23 protein-coding genes are annotated in these 19833 nt (G+C 40.6%); 8 read left to right on the top strand and 15 right to left on the bottom strand.

Going from position 1 to position 19833, the window contains the following annotated elements; genetic code table 11:
- Nucleotides 1–4: 4 nt before the first annotated feature.
- A complete protein-coding gene (locus F909_RS17290) occupies nt 5–565 on the bottom strand; it encodes a TetR/AcrR family transcriptional regulator (protein ID WP_005145762.1) in 561 nt (186 codons plus the stop codon).
- A gap of 91 nt (nt 566–656) precedes the next feature.
- Here F909_RS17290 and F909_RS17295 point away from each other — a divergent pair, with 91 nt between their 5' ends.
- The 3 genes from F909_RS17295 (at nt 657) to F909_RS17305 (ending at nt 2828) form a co-directional block, all read left to right on the top strand.
- Nucleotides 657–1199 carry an HPP family protein gene (locus F909_RS17295; protein WP_005145761.1) on the top strand — a complete coding sequence of 181 codons (543 nt, stop codon included), beginning with the start codon at nt 657–659 and terminating at the stop codon, nt 1197–1199.
- A gap of 145 nt (nt 1200–1344) precedes the next feature.
- Nucleotides 1345–1923: a TetR/AcrR family transcriptional regulator gene (locus F909_RS17300; RefSeq protein ID WP_005145760.1), complete on the top strand. Its 579-nt coding sequence runs from the start codon at nt 1345–1347 to the stop codon at nt 1921–1923.
- A complete protein-coding gene (locus F909_RS17305; protein ID WP_005145759.1) occupies nt 1920–2828 on the top strand; it encodes a DMT family transporter in 909 nt (302 codons plus the stop codon). Before F909_RS17300 ends, F909_RS17305 begins: the two co-directional genes overlap by 4 nt.
- Before the next feature lie 518 nt (nt 2829–3346).
- On the opposite strand, the gene F909_RS17315 is transcribed toward F909_RS17305, so the two are convergent.
- Together F909_RS17315 and tsaD are read right to left on the bottom strand one after the other, a co-directional pair.
- Nucleotides 3347–3850, bottom strand: a complete 504-nt coding sequence (locus tag F909_RS17315) for a hypothetical protein (protein WP_005145745.1) — start codon at nt 3848–3850, stop codon at nt 3347–3349.
- Between the two features lie 191 nt (nt 3851–4041).
- Entirely contained in the window at nt 4042–5049 is a 1008-nt protein-coding gene (gene tsaD / locus F909_RS17320; protein WP_005145743.1) for a tRNA (adenosine(37)-N6)-threonylcarbamoyltransferase complex transferase subunit TsaD, read from the bottom strand.
- A gap of 145 nt (nt 5050–5194) precedes the next feature.
- On the opposite strand from tsaD, the gene rpsU reads away from it, so the two are divergent.
- On the top strand, nt 5195–5410 hold the full coding sequence (gene rpsU, locus F909_RS17325; RefSeq protein WP_004652785.1) for a 30S ribosomal protein S21: 216 nt from the start codon (nt 5195–5197) through the stop codon (nt 5408–5410).
- A gap of 29 nt (nt 5411–5439) precedes the next feature.
- Entirely contained in the window at nt 5440–5886 is a 447-nt protein-coding gene (locus tag F909_RS17330; RefSeq protein WP_005145741.1) for a GatB/YqeY domain-containing protein, read from the top strand.
- Nucleotides 5887–5963: 77 nt separating this feature from the next.
- On the opposite strand, the gene F909_RS17335 is transcribed toward F909_RS17330, so the two are convergent.
- The 6 genes from F909_RS17335 to F909_RS17360 form a co-directional block, all read right to left on the bottom strand.
- Nucleotides 5964–6323 (bottom strand): hypothetical protein, encoded by a 360-nt coding sequence (locus F909_RS17335; RefSeq protein ID WP_005145734.1) that lies wholly within the window; start codon nt 6321–6323, stop codon nt 5964–5966.
- Between the two features lie 40 nt (nt 6324–6363).
- Complete coding sequence (locus tag F909_RS17340) at nt 6364–6729, bottom strand: GFA family protein (protein ID WP_005145729.1); 366 nt, start codon at nt 6727–6729, stop codon at nt 6364–6366.
- A gap of 30 nt (nt 6730–6759) precedes the next feature.
- Nucleotides 6760–8172 carry a M48 family metalloprotease gene (locus F909_RS17345; RefSeq protein WP_228129387.1) on the bottom strand — a complete coding sequence of 471 codons (1413 nt, stop codon included), beginning with the start codon at nt 8170–8172 and terminating at the stop codon, nt 6760–6762.
- A gap of 156 nt (nt 8173–8328) precedes the next feature.
- Nucleotides 8329–8916, bottom strand: a complete 588-nt coding sequence (locus F909_RS17350) for a 1-acyl-sn-glycerol-3-phosphate acyltransferase (protein ID WP_005145725.1) — start codon at nt 8914–8916, stop codon at nt 8329–8331.
- A gap of 110 nt (nt 8917–9026) precedes the next feature.
- Nucleotides 9027–9992 (bottom strand): 2-hydroxyacid dehydrogenase, encoded by a 966-nt coding sequence (locus F909_RS17355; protein WP_005145724.1) that lies wholly within the window; start codon nt 9990–9992, stop codon nt 9027–9029.
- A 16-nt stretch (nt 9993–10008) separates the two neighbouring features.
- Nucleotides 10009–10656 carry a hypothetical protein gene (locus tag F909_RS17360; RefSeq protein ID WP_005145722.1) on the bottom strand — a complete coding sequence of 216 codons (648 nt, stop codon included), beginning with the start codon at nt 10654–10656 and terminating at the stop codon, nt 10009–10011.
- Between the two features lie 281 nt (nt 10657–10937).
- Between F909_RS17360 and F909_RS17365 the strand changes: the two genes are divergently transcribed.
- Both F909_RS17365 and F909_RS17370 read left to right on the top strand, forming a co-directional pair.
- Nucleotides 10938–12038 carry an MBL fold metallo-hydrolase gene (locus F909_RS17365; protein ID WP_005145720.1) on the top strand — a complete coding sequence of 367 codons (1101 nt, stop codon included), beginning with the start codon at nt 10938–10940 and terminating at the stop codon, nt 12036–12038.
- 204 nt (nt 12039–12242) lie between these two features.
- Nucleotides 12243–12878, top strand: coding sequence for an SDR family oxidoreductase (locus F909_RS17370; RefSeq protein WP_005145718.1), 636 nt, complete (start codon nt 12243–12245; stop codon nt 12876–12878).
- Between the two features lie 71 nt (nt 12879–12949).
- Here F909_RS17370 and F909_RS17375 read toward each other — a convergent pair whose 3' ends face one another.
- Complete coding sequence (locus F909_RS17375; protein ID WP_005145716.1) at nt 12950–13546, bottom strand: NAD(P)H-dependent oxidoreductase; 597 nt, start codon at nt 13544–13546, stop codon at nt 12950–12952.
- Nucleotides 13547–13645: 99 nt separating this feature from the next.
- Here F909_RS17375 and F909_RS17380 point away from each other — a divergent pair, with 99 nt between their 5' ends.
- Nucleotides 13646–14539 (top strand): LysR family transcriptional regulator, encoded by an 894-nt coding sequence (locus tag F909_RS17380; RefSeq protein WP_005145715.1) that lies wholly within the window; start codon nt 13646–13648, stop codon nt 14537–14539.
- Nucleotides 14540–14618: 79 nt separating this feature from the next.
- On the opposite strand, the gene F909_RS17385 is transcribed toward F909_RS17380, so the two are convergent.
- The 5 genes from F909_RS17385 to F909_RS17405 form a co-directional block, all read right to left on the bottom strand.
- Nucleotides 14619–15536, bottom strand: a complete 918-nt coding sequence (locus F909_RS17385) for an alpha/beta hydrolase (RefSeq protein WP_005145713.1) — start codon at nt 15534–15536, stop codon at nt 14619–14621.
- Between the two features lie 39 nt (nt 15537–15575).
- Nucleotides 15576–16502, bottom strand: coding sequence for an alpha/beta hydrolase (locus F909_RS17390; RefSeq protein ID WP_005145711.1), 927 nt, complete (start codon nt 16500–16502; stop codon nt 15576–15578).
- A 243-nt stretch (nt 16503–16745) separates the two neighbouring features.
- Nucleotides 16746–17639, bottom strand: coding sequence for an AraC family transcriptional regulator (locus tag F909_RS17395; RefSeq protein ID WP_005145709.1), 894 nt, complete (start codon nt 17637–17639; stop codon nt 16746–16748).
- A gap of 19 nt (nt 17640–17658) precedes the next feature.
- Nucleotides 17659–18810 (bottom strand): NADH-dependent flavin oxidoreductase, encoded by a 1152-nt coding sequence (locus F909_RS17400; protein ID WP_081401894.1) that lies wholly within the window; start codon nt 18808–18810, stop codon nt 17659–17661.
- 94 nt (nt 18811–18904) lie between these two features.
- Nucleotides 18905–19819: an alpha/beta hydrolase gene (locus F909_RS17405; protein ID WP_005145706.1), complete on the bottom strand. Its 915-nt coding sequence runs from the start codon at nt 19817–19819 to the stop codon at nt 18905–18907.
- Nucleotides 19820–19833: the final 14 nt, after the last annotated feature.

Here is a 19833-nt window from a genome sequence, read left to right as displayed (position 1 = left end):
CGCTCTAACTGTTAAAACGATTTAAATTATCAATGATTTGATGAATTGAATCCTTAATCTCGGCTGCCACTTTTGCATCATAACCTTCGACCAGAAAGCGACTGATCAGCCCTTCTATCAGTGTATACGTCACTTCAACCAACATCTCTGCATTGGGATAAGATTGCAGATATTCTGTAATCAAATTTCTAATCCAGACTTTATGCTCTTTTGATACCGCGATGATCTCTTGATCACCCAAATGTGATTCCGCCACTGCTCTGACAAATAAACATCCCTTAAAGTTATCTTCTTGAAACCACAGTAAATGCCAATCGATCAACCGATTCAGTGCAGCCCTTCCCGTTTCATCAGCGACATAATCCAGCAAGCTGTTTCTAAACTTTTCATCCCGCGCTTCCAAAACTGACTTCACCAATTGATTTTTATTTTTAAAATAGGTGTACATGGTAGTTTTTGAGCAACCTGATTCATCCCGAATAAGATCAACACCCACTCCAACAAAACTATTTTCATAAAATAATTTTTCTGCTGTATGCAAAATTTTATTGGCTGACTTTGACATAAAAATTTACTCATTCAAAATAGTACAGATCTGTACTATTTTGAATTTTAGTTCTATCATTGCCATAAAGCAACCCTGTAGTGAGATCACCATGTTATCTTTATTCAACGGTAGAGAACATCTTGCCCCCTTACCTCAATCCATTGATATTATAAGAAGTTTAATTGGCGGCACATTAAGTATCTTGATCTTAATCCTGCTCAGTAAATTCACCCACAATCTATTTATCATGGCTCCTTTTGGTGCAACCTGTGTGATCTTGTATGCCGTATCGCAATCGCCTCTAGCGCAACCTCGCAATGTAATTTTGGGGCATTTCGTCTCAGCCTTTATTGGGTTACTGTTTCTTAAACTTTTTGGTACATCGGCTTTGAGCATTGCTCTCTCTGTCGGTTGCGCAATTGCAGTCATGCAACTTTTGCGTTGTGTCCACCCACCTGCGGGCGCAAACCCATTGGTCACCTTATTGACGGCAAATAGCATTCAATATCATTGGAGTTTCTTATTTTTCCCCGTGCTTTTAGGTTCAATTGCCTTGGTATTGGTTGCATGGTTGGTCAACAATCTAAAATCAGAAAAGAAATGGCCTGTGTATGGATTGGCTTTTATCCACAGTAAGAAAAATATTGAATAACCTATCTATCGATTAAAGCGCAATGTCAGCGTTTTAATCGATGCCATCCTGCTCATCAGAATTCAATGAAATTCCAATTTCCCCTTGCAAATAATTTACTTTTCAATAAAATTAGGTAGGTCGGTATATATAAAACAGTTTTACTATGAGCACTAAATCAGCAAAACAAAAAATCCTAGATGCAGCATCAACCTTGTTTTATAACGATGGCATCAGCAATACAGGAATCAATACGATTACAGAGAAAGCCAACGTGGCAAAGATGTCCCTCTACAATAACTTTGCCACCAAATCAGATCTGATTAGCTGTTATATCGAAGCACGTCATCAAGAATGGCTGGATTTATATCACAAGAGAAAAGCTCAAATCCAAACACCCATTGACGGTATTTTGGCTGTTTTCGATGCCTACCAAGATCATGCTGAATTCGCTTATGAAAAAGGCTTCCGTGGCTGCGGTCTACTCAATGCCGCGGCAGAATTTCCTGCACACAGTCCTGAGCGTTTAGCTGTCAAAAATCATAAAGATGAAATTGAAGCGATTCTAGCTGGGCATTTGAGTCAATTAACTGACGATCCCGAGCGCGTAAAAGAACTGGCACTGCTGCTTTCTTTTATTTTGGAAGGATCTATTGCCCGTGCAGGTTTAGAAAGCTCCAGTAACAAAGTCTTTGCTGCAAAGCACATGGCCCAAAGCTTATTAGAACAAGAGGTTGCAAAGTGAGTAGTACGTCCTTCAACCTGAGTTCACACTCTGGTTTTATCGCTGTTTTAGTCGCCTCTATTTTATGGGGAACTACGGGTACTGCCGCCTCTTATGCACCCAATCTCAGCCCTTTAGCCATTGGCGCAATCGCCATGGGTGGTGGCGGATTATTACAAGCCTTATTGGCCCATAAAAATATCCGCAGTCATTTACCTCAAATTCGCTCTTACTATCCTTTACTGTTGATTGGGATGGTCTCTGTTGCTATTTATCCACTGGCCTTTTACTCGTCGATGCGTATGGCAGGAATCACTATTGGCACTGTTGTTTCAATTGGTTCGGCCCCTTTATTTACCGCACTACTAGAAAAGTTCTTTGATAAAAAAGCACTCTCTAGAAAATGGTTTATCAGTTTCGTTTTTGGCATCGCTGGGGTCTTGCTCTTATCGATGGGCGAATCACATTCTGATAGCACTAGCCAGAACATTGCAACTGACCAGAAAAGCATAGGGATTATTCTCGGATTGATCGCTGCACTCACCTATTCTTTATATTCTTGGGCTGCCAAAAAGATGATTGATCGTGGGGTCGACTCAAAAGCATCGATGGGCTTAATTTTTGGCTTCGGTGCTTTAATTTTATTGCCCACCCTATTTTTTACAGGTGCGAATCTGTTTGATGAAGCTGTGAATTTGTATGTGGTTGGCTATATGATGCTGATTCCAATGTTTCTTGGTTATCTGCTATTTGGTTATGCGTTAAAGACCATTTCAGCCAGCACCGCAACGACACTTACCTTATTTGAACCACTGGTTGCAGCATTGTTTGCCGTCTTGTTAGTTGGAGAACAATTGGCCCCGATTGGTTGGGTTGGTATGACCTTAATTTTTGTTTGTCTGGCGGTGCTATCTAAAAATAATTAACCGATTTATAAGAGCCTTGAATATGTGTGAATGCCAAGAGGTAAAATCTTTTTTTGCATGCCCTGATGATTTTACGGATCTTTTCAGTTTTGATTATCAGGCAAGTTATAGCTTTCCAGAGTACTTCAAAAAAGAAATCCCTACAGATGAAGTTATACCTAATTTTGATTATTCTATTACGTGCTATCAATGTTCAGTATGTCAGCAATGGTGGTATTTTGAGTGCTCGCCCACAGAGAGCTCATCCCCAATATTCGGAATTAAGTTAGATACTAAAGATCATGTTCTATCTGACAATGAAATTAAAGCAGTCAAACAATTTCTGGCAGTTCTTAGCCACGATGGATTTTCAGCAGAGAAATGTATTCATCATGGGTGTACGAATTTAGCACTAAAAAAAGTCAAAATGTGTGTAAACCATTTTATTTAATATCAAAAATCTCATCTAATATGGGATTCTGCATAAATCTGCCTATCGATGCAGAAAAAACTTCCCTGCATCGATAATCAAATTTAAATCAATACTCTTTTGCTAACTTCTCTAATGTCGCGAGCATTTTTTTCACTACACTTCTTTTATGCTGCAACATATTCTTAATATTGCTTGGATTAAAACCAGTCAATTTTGCGATACCACGACTAGTCATGTATTCACCAGTTTTCGCAAAGTGCTTTTCACTTAACTCGGTTTTCGCATTTGAGAATCGAACTGCTAGCTTATAATCATTAAACTCAGACCATGCACCTGTCTTATATTCGTCTGCATCATAGCTACTCTTCTGCTGAGTAGGTTTTTCTCGAAGAATATTACTCAAGCGATTAATGACAATTTTTTCTTCACTTTTCTCAATTATTTGATAAAGTTCAGTTTCTTCAAAAGGACGTCCTAAAGCGATGTCTTTTCTATATTGTTCAACTACTTTTTCTTTTGATGCAACCTTCTCCTCACCTTTTTGAGTGAGGCATAGAATCTTGAATAAAGATTCTAGTCGGCCACATGTAAAAATATAAGAAATTTTCAACGTCTATACTCCACGATGAGTTTGAGCTCATCAAAATAAATAATTTATCTGATAATTTAATAAGATAGCGCTGACTAGAAACCGTCACCACCACTCTGCATAAAAATGAATAATCTGATTTTTAAATAAAATAATAATGAGGATTTGCTGTAAGTTTACACACAGCATCCAAACAAAATTACGGGTACATCTTAGGTTGGCTTTAACTCTGTCATCGGCCATCTCGGTGTAGTCGTCACAGCCAAGCCATCCTGTTGCCCTGCTTTTAAACGCTGATATCCTGCAAAAGCAATCATGGCACCATTATCGGTACATAAAGCAGGTTCAGCGTAATAAACTTGCGCCTTAATCTTTGCCAATGAGGTTTCTAATTGTTCACGTAATCGCAAATTGGCACTCACACCACCGGCAATCACTAAACGTTTTAAACCTGTTTGCTTTAAAGCTTTCACGGATTTTTTAACTAAGGTATCCACAATCGCTTCTTGGAAAGACGCGGCTACATCTGCATCTCGATTTTCTTCACCCAATTTTTTCAACTGTACTGAAACAGCAGTTTTTAAGCCACTAAATGAAAAGTTTAAACCTTGATGCAACATTGGCCGTGGGAATTCAAAAGCTTGTGCATCGCCCTGTAAGGCCAACTTCGCAATATTTGGACCACCCGGATAAGGCAATTTCATCATTTTTGCGACTTTATCAAAGGCCTCACCCGCAGCATCATCAATCGACTCACCCAGTAATTCATATTGACCAATACCGTAAGCTGCCATCAATTGGCTATGCCCACCAGAAACCAGCAATGCGACAAACGGAAATTCCGGTGGAGTTTCCGAAAGTAATGGTGCAAGCATATGACCTTCCATATGATGCACACCAATTGCAGGTTTATTCAATGCAAATGCCAAAGTACGACCAAATAATGCACCTGTCATTAATGCACCCATTAAGCCTGGACCTCGGGTATAAGCAACTGCATCAATCTCATCTTTTTTGACACCACTTTGCTCAAGCAGTTGATTCATCAAGGGAATCATTTTTCGAACATGGTCACGTGAAGCCAGCTCGGGTACTACACCACCATATTCAGCATGCAGTTTAATTTGGCTATATAGAACCTGTCCACGTAAGCCGAGCTCGCTATCATAGAGTGCTAACCCAGTTTCATCACACGAAGTTTCTAAGCCCAAAACAATCATTAAACTGCCTTTACAACGATCAAAAATAATATCGGAGCTATTATAGACTTGTGATCTGAGTTGTAAATGAGTAAAATACTGACCTTCACTTGCGATCTAGTGCAATAGTGCGTTAGATCATATCCATCATCTTAGAGGATTTTACATGCCACAAGTTAAGTTGAAAGAAGGCGAACCAGTAGACGTAGCTATCCGTCGTTTCAAACGTTCATGCGAAAAAGCGGGTGTTTTAGCTGACGTTCGTAAGCGCGAATTCTATGAGAAACCAACTCAAGAACGTAAGCGTAAAAAAGCTGCTGCAGTTAAGCGTTATCAAAAGAAATTGACTCGCGAATCTGTACGTACTACTCGCCTTTACTAATTAATTTGTGATTGACTGCTGAAAATACTATGAATACTTTAAAAAACCAGATTACTGACGTATTAAAAAACTCAATGCGTGCCAAAGATATGGCAACAGTAACGGTTCTTCGTGGTGTACAGGCAGCAATTAAGCAAATCGAAGTCGATGAGCGCATTGAGCTTGACGATGCTCAGGTTCTTGCGGTCATTGAAAAGCAAATTAAACAACGTAAAGAATCGATCAAGGCCTTTTCTGGCGCTGCTCGAGATGATTTAGCTAGTAAGGAACAAGCCGAAGTTGAGGTTATTTCTCAATTTCTACCAGCCGCTATGACTGAGGAAGAACTTGATTCCATCATTGAGCAAACGATTGCTGCTCAAGAAGCTACTAGCATGAAAGATATGGGTAAGGTGATGAATTCTCTACGTCCGATCATAGCCGGGCGTGCCGATCCTGCACAAGTATCTGCTAAAATCAAAGCAAAATTAAGCTAATCTGCTTAACTCTCCTTTCTATATTTCGCTTTATTAAAGAATTGGATTCATTTCAACAATGAACCCAAAGTATTCTTTTATTTAAAATCACACTGAACATTATATTTCGCAAGCATTTGCATCTCTTTAGATTCAACCACTTGCTTGATTAAATCTTGTTTGCTCATACTCGCATATTGGGTTGGTAATGATGAGCGGTTTTGCTCAATCGCATCTGACATGTCCTGAATATAACGCTGATTAATCTGACAATATTTCGCTTGCTGCTCAGGCGTAAATTGTGAAATTTGAGGATTTAAACTGCGCAAAAAACCACGAATATCCTGCGCGTACACACCACGAATTTTCTCAACCGAATTTGCATACTGCTCAACAGATGCTGCCGAGCTGATCCCCACACTGCTTATCGCAAAAATAAAAACTAAAATTTTGTTCATAAATCTTTTAACTTCTCAGCGATTGCTTACGCACGCCATCTTATCTTAATTCAATAAAATTTGGTTTATGCTCCAGAAAAAATTCTTCTTTTGGAGCGGGTATATCGCCTTCAGTCACACTCCCCAGACGTAAACGAATGATATCAGGCAAATCCTTACGATAAGAATAAAGTGGACTGGCGCAGTTTTGACAAAATACACGCGCCTTATTTGGGGTATGAAAATATTCTTTCAGTTGCTCTCGCCCAGAGGTGAGCTCAAATTGAGTCTGATCAATGGCACTATTCCAGCCTGCGATAGAACCCTGTGCCTGTTGGCAATCGGTACAGTAACATAAAATGCTGTTTTCAATTTCCCCATGATATTGGTACTGCACTGCCCCACACAAACATTGTCCTTTGATCATATGCATGCCTTTAATTGTTTTAATATTCATTTAGAGCTTCATACGGCGCTCATCTTGCATTTGTTTTAACCGAGCATCAATCTTCGCCGACATCGCGACATTGCCTTTTGCCAAACGCTGCGCATGTAACATTGACTTAATCGCATTTTCTTCATAGCCTGACCAATATTCGGCCTCGGCTCGATAACCCAATACATTGACCGCTTGTAATGGTGAACTTTTATCTAAATTAGTGGCCTGTTGCAACAATTGCCAACCTTCAATATCACGTTGGTTTTTATGAATAAAACGTTGCACCAACATTTGTGCCTGTGCAACTTGCTTTTGTCTAATCAGCACCTCTACCAATTTATAAGATAAAGCTCGATTCTCAGGCATGGTTTTCTGAATTGGATTAATACTATTAAAAGCTTGATCCAATTTATTTTGCCCCAAATAGATATCTGTTTGAATCAGCGGTACCAACACATGATTCTGAAGTTTAGCCTTCACCAAATCTAAATTGGCCTGAGCTTGTGCATAATCTCCCTGCTCCAGATAAAACTTGCTCAATGCTAATTGTGCAGCTGTATTTTTCTGATTTGCCAGTGACTGTAATTGAATTTCAGTCGCCTGATTCGATACCACCAAGGTGTAAAGTTTTAGAATTTCAAAATCGAGATCGTAAATTTTAGATTTCACTTTAGGAAGTTGATTCGCGCGCAGACGCGCTTCACTCATACGTTCTGTGGTTAATGGATGAGTAAACCAAAAATCAGGTAAAAAACTAACCCGGCTGGTCGCTCGATGCATGGTTTCGAAGTAATCCGCCATACTTTGTGGGTTATAACCTGCCGCAGACATAAACTGCATACCGATACGATCCGCTTCACGCTCCTGATTACGACTATAACTCAACTGCTTATCCATCAATGCCGCTTGAGTACCCATCATTACGGCTGCACCCGCATTGCCATCGGCTTGAGATGCAATAGCAGCCCCGACAAGAATCCCCGCCAATGCAAGCAAGCCCTGTCCCTTAAATGCTTCTTGAGAGCGGCTATAGTGGCGTTGTGATACATGTGCAATCTCATGCGCCATAACACCAGCAATTTCATCCAGATTCTTAGCTGAAGTAATCAGACCTGTATTTAATGCAAATAGACCACCTGGAACTGCAAAGGCATTAATTTGAGGATCTTTAATAATCACTAAGCCAATCGGTTGACCCAGTTGAGTCTGACTGAGAATGCCTGAAAATACCTGAAAGAACTGATCTTCCAACCATGCATCTTGCACTGTGGGCATTTGGCGATGTACTTCACGATAGACTTTTTCGCCAATGAATTTTTCTTTTTGTTGATCGAGTAAACCTATGCCACTTCCAATTTCAGGCACTTCAGTTTGCCCAGCCGTATGGGAAGGTAAAAAGACCTCAGTGTGACTCAATTGAGTTGTGGCCAATAAGCCACATGCGAGCAGCAACGATCTCAAGCGGTTTCTCTATGATTTTAATAAAGAAATTCACTATAGCATTGAAAAAAGGAGAAATTTGCAACAAAGTGTTATAAAAGGCAGGAAAATCCTGCCTTAATTTATGTTTTTTGCAAGTGACTTAAATTATTTGTTCGCGATGTAACGCTGATCTACACTAAAATTTTCAGGGAATTTGGCATTAATTTCAGCATAGAAAGACATAATTTCAGTCATATCTTTTTCATAGTCGCCTGTAGGATAAACAATTTTTCCAACGCCAGTTTTTTTCTTGGCATAGTCCATATACGCGAGCGCAATGGGTACACCTGCAGCGACTGCCACATGATAAAAACCAGTTTTCCACTGTTCTTGTTTGGCACGTGTTCCCTCAGGCGTCACCAACATCACCAGTTTAGGATGTGTTTTAAACAAGTCGGTCATGAGCTGAACCATACTCGGTCGCTCTTGCCCTTGTTGTTTAATACTGCGATCGATCCCGATACCTCCCATAGCACGTACAAATGGGCCAAATGGAAGTTTCATATAGCTGTCTTTAATGGTCAGGCGCACATTCACGCCCAATGCTTTTAATGCCAAACGCGCATATAAAGCATCCCAATTGCTGGTATGTGGTGCGGCAATCATGACACATTGATCGATATCTAAATCCCAATGATTGTCAATTTCCCATCCCATCAAGCCCAAACTTTGCTCAGCTAATTTCTCGAACACAGACACCCCGACACGAAATCACAAAGGGCGCAAGTGTACCAATATTAATCAGCTTAAAAAGATGGACTCGCACAATAATGCAGCAATCAAGTTGTCAGCATTGTAAGCAATTATTCAAACTTTGGATTGACCAGATAACGTGGGGTTCGATCTTCTAAGGCATCCATCAGATTTTGATAAGCAAGATCAACCATCTTTTTACGTGTTTCTGCGGTTGCCGAGCCCAAATGCGGTACTGTGACTGCGTTTGGTAGTTCGAATAAAGGTGAGTTTTGCAAAGGTTCTTTGGTATATACATCCAACCCAGCAGCAAAGATTTTGTTTTGCTGCAATGCTTCAATCAATGCATTTTCATCGACAACCGAACCACGCGCAATATTCACAAATACCGCATGCTTCTGCATCAAATCAAATTCTTCTACACCAATCAGTGCCTTAGATTCAGTATTTAAATCAACTGCAACCACAATAAAATCAGACTGTTGCAACAACTGATCCAAGTCACGATATTGGGCATTAAAGGCTTGTGCAATTTCGATTTTTTCACGGCGATTATGGTACAAAATATTCATATTGAAACCATAGAAACCACGACGGGCAATCGCAGCACCAATATTTCCCAAACCAATGATGCCTAAGGTTTTCCCAAACACATCTACACCGAATTGTTCAGTCGATACCGTGCGTTTCCATTGACCTTGCTTGGTCCATGCATCTAAAGACGGAATTTTACGTGCGGCACTGAGCAATAATGTAAAGGCAAGATCAGCAGTCGTTTCTGTCAGTACGTGTGGGGTATTGGCAAGCCAAATTTTCTTTTGATTGAGATAGTCGACATCGTAGTTATCATAGCCAACGGAAACGGTAGAAATGACTTTTAGTTTTTGTGCTGGGGCTAAATTACTTTCATTCAATAAACGCCCTGCGCCAATCATGGCATCAGCATCAACAACTTCCGTTCGAATCTGCTCGTTGATGTCACCAAGCTTCGGGTTAAGGACCACCACCTGATAATCTTGCTTTAACTTCGCTAAAACATCCTGATCTATTTGACTGAATACAACGACTTTCTTCATTATTAAATTCCGATCTTTATTGCATAAGTTGCCACAATCGTCTTTTCAATAACGGTTGAGCAATCATTTCTTCTAAACTCGCTAAATGTAATATATTAGAATGCTGGATAAAGTCCAGTTGACCTAAGCATAATATCTTTTTATTGGTTGCGGTGGCATCAATAAAACCTTGAATATAGGAAGAGAGTCCTCGACTTTCCTGAAAAGCAGCCAACGGAAATGGCCATTTCAACTCTGCGTACTGACCTAGCCTTGCCTTTTGAATATTTTGCCACAACTGGTGTTGTGCACCATTCAACTGACTGCTTTCTAATAAAATGGCACAGTTTTCCAAAACGTACATTTGCAGTTCAAGCGCCTGAATCTGAGCCGTAATAACAATCTGTTCTTTTTCAACCGCAGCTACTTTAGCAACAGGTTCTGCAACAGCCTTGACTTGTTGAGGACTTTCAATTTCAGTGATCGGTGGCGTATGTACTGGCGTAACAGGAATATCTTGAACAATCGGTGCTGGATCAAACGCAAGTACTGTCGATTGCGAAACCTCATCAACCACTTGATCTCGCCATAGACTGGGTGCAGTATTTTTTTGACACACGACTTCCCTAGGAATCCAAACATCGATTCCCAAAGTTGCTAGTATGTTTCTCTGCTGCCCAATCATCTTACCTACTCGTTCTGTAAACTTACAGCCATTGTCATGACTGTAATGTCCTCATAGTCTAGCATAAACCCAGTCTCTCTAAATGGCTTCCTTTTGCTCAATCACATCAATACAAATCCAATTGCATGATCAAAAATCACTTCTCGTTAGTTTAGGCAAATATTCAGCAGCAATAGGCAAGTTTTCATTCGTCGACTTTTAGACAATATTTCATCATTTTGTCGCTTTTACTTTTTATTAATGTTGTATCGAATGCTCAAATGAAAAGGTTGATGCTATCTATGCTTATTCTTTTTGCTATCGCTGTCGTTCTGCTCATTGTTAGCAGTGCCATGTATACCCAACAACCCCTCTTTGGTAAAATTCCTTCTGGTAAACGCCTACAATTAATCGAGAGTTCTTCCAATTATCGACAAGGCCAATTCCGCAATCTCATCGAGAAATCGGGAATGAGTGAAGGCTCAAGTATCGCTGTAGAACTCTATAAAACATTTATTAAAACCATTCCGCATCGCAACCCAATCGATCCAATCCCTTCGGTTAAAACCAACCTGAAAGCACTGAATCCACAACAAGATGTCATCATCTGGTTTGGCCATTCTTCTGTATTTATGCAGCTCCATGGCAAGAGGTTTTTGATTGATCCAGTGATGAGTGGTAAAGCATCCCCTTTTCCTTGGGGTACACGTGCTTATAAAGGAACAGATATCTATACGGTGGAAGACTTACCAGAGATAGATTATTTGCTAATCTCACATGATCACTATGATCATCTAGATTACGAAACCACACTCAAACTGAAAGACAAAGTCAAATACGTCATTACAGGTTTAGGTGTAGGTGAACACTTTGAATATTGGGGGTATCCAAAAGATAAGCTGATCGAAAGAGATTGGGGTGATCGCATTGAATTTGATGATGGCATTACTATCATCACCGAGACAACACACCACGATTCTCGACGTGCTTTTGATGGCGGAAAAAATCTTTGGGTCTCATTTGTCATTCAGTCCCCTCATAAAAAGATCTTCTATACAGGTGATGGCGGCTATGACAAACACTTTCTTGAGATTGGAAAGAAATATGGGCCTTTTGATTGGGCTTTGATGGAAAATGGTCAATATGATGCTGCTTGGCGTTCAGTACATTGCCATCCAGATGAAGTGGCTCAAGCCACAGAAGAACTGAATGCACGCAATATGATTCCTGTGCATCACTCAAAATTCAGTCTGGCCAAGCATGCATGGTATGAACCAATCACCCGTATTACAGAATACTCAAGCACACGAAATTATCGGCTGGCAACCCCAATGATTGGTGAATTGGTTGAACTGGATAATGATCAACAAGCATTTAAACAATGGTGGAAGAATATCCGCTAATTAAATAATATCGATCTATGGATAGCCTCATTTACATATGAGGCTTTTTTATTGCACATTTTGAAAAATCAAGTTAATCAAATTAGGCAAACAACTGAGCATTTCAGGTCAAGCGGCACGATAGATTTACGTTTAAATAAAAACATCAAAGATAAAGACAAGTCCGCTTAAAAGTAGACTGTTTTGGATAAAAGGTCGTTCAAAATGAAAAAAGTATTAATTCTCGGTGCAACTGGACAGATTGCGATATGGGCAATTCAGATGCTGGCAAATGAGCCTGAACTCACCCAAACCCTGTTTGTTCGCGATACCAAAAAACTGCCGATCAGTCTGCCTACAAATGCCACAATTATTCAAGGTGATGTTTTAAATTTAGAACAACTGAAGCAAGCCGTTCAAGGTCAAGATATTGTTTATGCAAACTTGGCGGGAGAATTAGAAGCACAAACTCAAAATATTATTGTAGCCATGCACGCAGCAGGCGTTCAACGGATTATTTTGATTAATTCACTAGGCATCTATGATGAAGTTAAAGGTAAATTTGGCGAATGGAATCACCAAGAAATTGGTACTTATCTTGGCCCGTATCGTAAAGCAGCAGATTTATTAGAAGCCTCTGATCTAGACTATAGTATTTTACGTGCAGCATGGCTCATGGACGAAGATGAAATTGATTATGAAACCACTGACCGTGATAAAGACTTTAAAGGGACGGTTGTTTCACGTAAAAGTGTCGCAGCCCTAGTGGTCAAAATCATTCAGACACCAAGCTTTGCATCTCGGGATAACTTAGGGGTGAACAAACCCAATACAGATGCAAATCGTCCTTATTTTATGTAAATATGAAAAAATCGGACAACCAGGCACCTGATTGCCCGATTCTGCCAAGATCAGCAGTAAAGGGTACGAAGTTAAATAGCGACTTGTTGGGCTTTTTGATATGCACCTTTGAGTGCATCCTCTCTTAAAGCAGACATATCTAAACCTTCTGCATATACAAACTCAACCTCATGAATTCCCATCAAACCTAAAACAGCATTCAGGTAAGGTGTTACAGCATCCGTCACTTGTCCTAGATGCACACCACCTCGACTACTCATCACAATTGCTTTTACACCCTCTACTAAGCCTTGCGGATAGGTTTCCGTATATCTAAAGGTATGACGAGCACGAGCAACCAAGTCAAACCAGTTTTTTAGTTGTGTCGGAACATTCAGGTTGTACATTGGCGCACCGATCAACAACAGATCTGCGGCTTTTAACTCTGCGATTAATTCATCAGATAATTGAATAATTTTTTGAATGGGTTCAGCGACATTTTCTGCGCCGCGTAACGCTTGGAAAATCTCGGCATCAAGTACAGGCAGATTTAATTTTGCCAAGTCACGAATAATGATGTCATCTTGTAAGCCACTTTCAGCACGTTGTTGCAGAAATGCATGAATCAAACGACTAGTCTGAGAATCATCACCCATAATACTTGATTTCAATACCAACACTTTAGCCATGTTCGTTCTCCAAATCTTTAATGGAGACATGTTACTACTACAACTAAATCACCAGTAGTGATAATATTTCAATTAATTGATTCCTAAAATTCTACAATCATGCAAACTGAACTCAGCACGATTTCAATTTTTGTAACGGTGGTTGAGGCTGGCAACTTTAGTCATGCCGCAGAGCAACTACATCTCACCCGTTCGGCAGTGAGTAAAAGTATTGCCCGTCTAGAAGAGCGCTTAGGCGTATCGCTCTTTAAACGCACCACTCGAACACTGAGCCTAACTGATGAAGGGACTTTGTTTTATGAGCATAGCCGTCGCGCGCTTACTGAAATCAACACTGCCGAAACTTTATTGGATCAAGGCAAGATTAGTGCAACAGGTCTATTAAGAATTTCAGCGCCTGTGCTGTTTGGGCAGCTTTATATTGCCCCACTGATGGTCGAACTGGCACAACAGCATCCAGATTTACAGGTTGAACTTTCCTTGAATGACCGAACTATAGATCTGGTCGAAGATGGGTTTGATTTGGCCATCCGTATCGGAACTTTAGCTGACACCAGCCATTTAATTGCGAGAAAATTGGGTGATCATCGAATGCTACTCTGTGCAACACCAACATATCTGCAAAAATCAGGACCAGTACATACACTTGATGATCTTCAATCCCATACAACCATTGCTTACCCCCATTCAGGTCATTTGCAAAAGTGGTATCTACAAGATGAAAACAAACAGGATTATGCGGTCAAACCAAATGCCAAATTCATGTTAAATGATATGCAAGCAATTAAGCATACTGTTTTAGCCCATCATGGTATTGCATGGTTACCCGATTGGCTCATTCATAACGAACTGCATGATGGAAGCTTAGTTCAAGTTTTGGCACGGTTTTCCAGTGTTTATTTTCCGATTCATGTAGTGTGGCCCCGTTTAGCTTATATGCCATTAAAAACACGTCTGGCGATTGATTACTTGATTAATCATCTGGCTCAGTAATTATCTATTCAAACATCTGCTAAATAAAATGAGGCATAAAAAGACAGGCTATACCTGTCTTTTTAAAAATCTGCTTCAATTAGAGCTTTGTACTAAAAAAGGTTACTAACACTTGAACAGCTTCATCAACAAAATTTAGTTTATCGTAGAGAGACATATGGTTTGCGCCAACCACAACATAAAGCTGTTTATCGGTACTCGCCGCACGATGAATTAAATCTTCACTCATCCATTTACTACCCGCTACACTTCCTGCAATCGCCAATAAAGGTTGGGTGAAGAAAGCTTCAGCTTTGTTATAAGCATCATAAGTAATGATCTGAGTTAAACTACGCGTAGTGGCAAAGCCTGGTGCATTTGGATGCTCTGCGCGTGGGGTATGGTAATACTCCCATGCTTCACGTAATTCTTCATTTGGTGCATCCTCTTCTCTCAAAGGTGCAAGTGGAATTGTGGCAATTTCAGCACCACTGGCATCTACACTACGCGCATTTGAACCAGCTTGAATATACGGAATCGCATCTGCATCTTTGACTGTATTTTCCCAACCATTACGGAACATTGAACCAATGTTCACAGCGCTCACCATGCCCACAGCTTTAATACGACGATCATTGATTGCTGCATTTGCGGTGTAACCTGCACCGGCACAAATACCCATTGCACCAATACGGTTATTGTCGACATAAGGTAATGTTGTTAAATAATCAATCACTGCACTGACATCTTCTGTACGAACATATGGGTTTTCTAACTGGCGGGGTAATCCAGTACTTGCGCCTTGATAAGATGCATCATAAGCAATCGTTACAAAACCATGCTCAGCCAACTTACGTGCATATAAACCTGCAGTTTGCTCTTTGACACCACCGCCTGGATGACTCACTACAATTGCAGGATAAGTTTTGCTTTCATCAAAACCTTGAGGAAAGTTGATCACTGCTGCAAGTGTAATACCTTGACCATTGAGATTTTGAATACTGATTTCTTTTGACATTTTTATATTCCTTGATTGAACAACTTAATTTTAAAAAACTTAAAGATGCTCTTTAAAAAATGGGATTGCTTTTGCCAGTGCTTTAGCAACAGGCTCAGGTTGATCGTATAATTCGTAATGCGATGTATTTTCTAATACCAATAGCTCTTTTTGTTTCGATGCGGCACGACGTACTACTTCATGACCATCTCGGTATGCACCAAATGCACCAGGCTTATCGCCAATTACCACTAAGATTGGTTGAGTTAACAAAACTTCAGATAAGTGAAATGCATCCCAGCCCAACGCCACACTCATACGAGAAAATAATGCACTGGTTGCACCATTCGGTTGCTGACCCCGAGCAGTTTTGTAGTAGTCCGTTGCTTCAAGTGGATCAATATCTGTAATTCCAGCTTTTTTGCCTTCTTCTACGGATGGTGGTAATAAGTTGTTGACTAATAACTCTGCACCACGAGCTTCGGCAGTACGTTGTTGTGCAATTGCTTCAAGTCCCTCAATCAAAGCCGTGCCTGTCCCACCATAGCCTTCACGTGTCATGCGACCAAAGTTCACACCAGTAATTGAAGTCACGGCTTTAATGCGTTTCTCTGTCATTGCCGTATTGAGTACATAAACACCGCCACCACAGACACCTAAAGCACCAATACGATTTTCATCCACAAAATCTTGAGTGACCAAATAATCCACCGCATAGCGAATGTCCTCAACACGGTGATATGGATTTTCAATAAAACGTGGTTCGCCTCCACTTTCACCTTGGAATGATGCATCAATGACTAGAACCACAAAACCTGCTTCGGCTAAGGCTTTACCATAGATATTTCCTGATGTTTGTTCTTTACAACTTCCGATTGGATGAACACTCACAATCGCAGGATATTTTTTGCTTCGATCAAAATCATTCGGGAATAAGAGGTTTGCCGCCGATTCCCAAGCCAAGTTTTTATATTGAACCGCTTGCATGTTGAGTTCCTCACTAGATGATTATGTATAACAACAATCCGTTTTTAGATTGGATATCTACTTTTCATGCTTTGAGTATAGAGGCGTAAAACTCGCTTAAATTGCCTATTTTGACGGTATATTTGCCTATTTTGTTTATTTAACCGCATCAGAATTTTAATATTAATTTTCAAATAGATATAACAATAAAATCCCATCCTCTCCCCGAGAAGTGGGCTAAATCTTTCTAAAGATATACAACATTTAGATGAATTGTAAGTCCTGAATATCTCTTTGCGGTGCATTACCAAATAATCTTGAATATTCGCGGCTAAATTGTGAAGCACTTTCATAGCCGACCAATCCAGCAGCATGCCCTACATCAAAATGTTGATTTAACATCAAGTGACGTGCTTCCTGAAGGCGCAACTGCTTTTGATACTGTAAAGGACTTATACCCGTCATTTCTCGGAAGTGCTGTCTAAATGTGGAAGGGCTCATATAGACGTGCTCAGCCAACTCATCCATCCGCATCTCTTGCACGAAATTTTGCTTTAACCAAGATACTGCTTGAGCAATTTTTTGGCTGATTGAGCCTGTTTTAATCAATTGGCGCAAATAAATCCCATTAGGCCCAGTCAATAAACGGATCATGATCTCTTGTTGCAAAATAGGAGCTAATTGTGGCAATAAAACGGGTTCATCCAGTAAATTCACGAGACGGTTGATTGCTTCAAGAAGTGTGTAATCAATCGTTTGAATACCAAATGAAGGCTGAACTTTTTCTTTCAGATGAACCTGTCCCATTTCCATAACCATTTCAGTAATCATTGGCACATCAAGTAACAACATCACCCCCAAAAAGGGTTGGTGATTCCTTGTTTGGCGTGTATGACTAATGATAGGAATGTCGATTGTCGTGAGCATCGATTGACCTGCAGTATAGGTCAGAATCTGATTACCAATCATAATCTGCTTTTCACCTTGCAACACGATCCCCAGACTTAAGTTATAGATACAATGTGTCGTATTGGCTACCGAACGGCGGTGTAATGATAAAGGGGAAATCGCAGTTTGATGATCACCATCGCTTTGAATCAGACGATTTACAGTACTTGATAATAAAGCAATGACATCACGGGTATGTTCTGTCCTCATTGTCCGATTCTCCCATAGCTTAAGCCTGTTCAGCTTGACCTAAGCTAAACCAGCCTTCTCTTAGCTGTATTTCCTGCCATAAATAATCGGGAATATTCAGCTTAGGTACATCAGCAGGATTGAGCTTAAGGGCAATATCATCGACTTGTCCATGCTGAGCCAACTCAACCCAGTTCGGATTCATCACCAATGCTTTACCAATTGCTATAAGCGGCAAACCTAAAGCTAAAGCTTGTTCAGCCTGTTGCGGTGTTCGTAACAGACCTGCCGCGATTACTGGAATACGGTTCGCAACACGTTGCAATACCTGCTGAATGGTCAGGTTCTGCTCAAAACTATTTTTAGCAACCGCGTGTAGTACATCAGTTAATGACACATGCAGATAATCAATACCATCTGCAATTAACTGATCAATCAGCACTAGGCTATCTGTAATCTCTAGACCATTATCTTCATACTCCTCAACAGAAATACGGTACCCCAATGCAAAAGGACGTTGCGCATATTCTCGAATTACTCGCTTAATCTCCTGTACCACAGCTAGAGGAAACGCCATCCGCTTCTCTAATGACCCACCCCACGCATCATTACGCTGATTATACAAAGGTGAAAAGAAGTTCTGGATCAGAAAACCATGCGCACCATGTAACTCGACACCGTCAAATCCAGCTTCAATTGCCCGACGAGTAGCCTCACCAAAATCATGAATCAATTGCAAAACCTCATCATGGGATAATGCTCGACTAGCAAGCTGTTGATGTTTAAATGGTCCTGCTGTAATAGCTAAAGTACTGGCACTCACAATATCTGCATCAGGAATCAGGTCTGGGATGGCCTTGATGCCTGCATGAAAAAGCTGCAAGATTGCAGATGCACCACCACTTTTAGCAGCTTGCGCCAATTGCGCGAGACTCGTAGTAAAACGATCATCAAAGCCTGCAAATTCACGGGTAAATCCAATTCCATTTTCCTGTACATGCGTACAGCCCGTGATCACTAACCCGACATCTTTAACACGCTTACGTATGTATTCGAGCTCTTGAGTTGAGATCGTACCATCCTCATTTGCTGACCAAGTTGTCATGGGCGCCATGACGATCCGATTACGCAAACTCAGAGCTGAAGTTAATTGAAAAGGTTGGAATAATTTAGAATTCACCGACGACACCACTATTCATTTTAGATAGGATATTGAGAAATACAGTGAATTGGCCAGTAATCTGCCCAACTCAAAGAACATAAACCACTAAAGCAACACCTTAGAATTAAAGATTTTCTTGATAGAACCGAATCAGCTTGTCTAACGCAATTTTGACGGGTGCTGCCTTGTCATATAAATCGTAATGAGACCAGCCATCCACCACAACCAGTTCTTTATTTTTTGATGCAGCGCGATTGATAATTTCAAAGCCATCACGATAGGCACCAAAACCACCTGGTTTACTTCCCACCACAATCATCAACGGTTGAGTTAATAAAATTTCTGCCAAGTGGAATGCATCCCAACCGACAGCAACAGCATTGTGAGAGAACAATGTTTTATTTACGCCATTCGGTTTTTCACCGCGTGCTGTACGGTAATACTCAGTTGCTTCTAATGGATCAATATCGGCATGATCTGCTTTTGCTGCCTCCACCGTTGGATATAAACCTTGGTCCACCCGAAGTGCTGCACCTCTTGCTTCGGCTGTACGTTGAGCCGCAATCGCTTCTAAAAACGCAATCGGATTACCGCCACTGGCTTCACGCATAACACGACCATAGTTTGCACCTGTAATAGTCCCCACCGCTTTAATACGGCGTTCGGTCATGGCAGCATTGATCGAGTAACCACCACCGCCACAAATTCCCAAGACACCAATTCGATTTTCATCGACATAATCAAGCGTGACCAAATAATCAACAACAACGCGAAAATCCTCAACACGCAGTGATGGATCTTCGATATAGCGCGGTTCTCCACCGCTTTCACCCTGAAAACTGGCATCAAATGCAATCACCACAAAACCAGCTTTAGCCAGCGCTTCACCATAGACATTGCCTGAGGTTTGCTCTTTGCAACTCCCAATGGGATGTGCACTAATAATCGTTGGATATTTTTTAGTTTGATCGAATGCAGGTGGGAAATATAAATCTGCGGCAATATCCCAATAAGTATTTCTGATTTTGACTGCTTCCATTTCATCACCTCTTG

The sequence above is a fragment of the Acinetobacter sp. ANC 3929 genome, assembly GCF_000369405.1.
GTDB lineage: Bacteria > Pseudomonadota > Gammaproteobacteria > Pseudomonadales > Moraxellaceae > Acinetobacter.
Note: the sequence above shows the minus strand (reverse complement) of the source record. Positions and strands in the feature narration are given on the sequence as shown.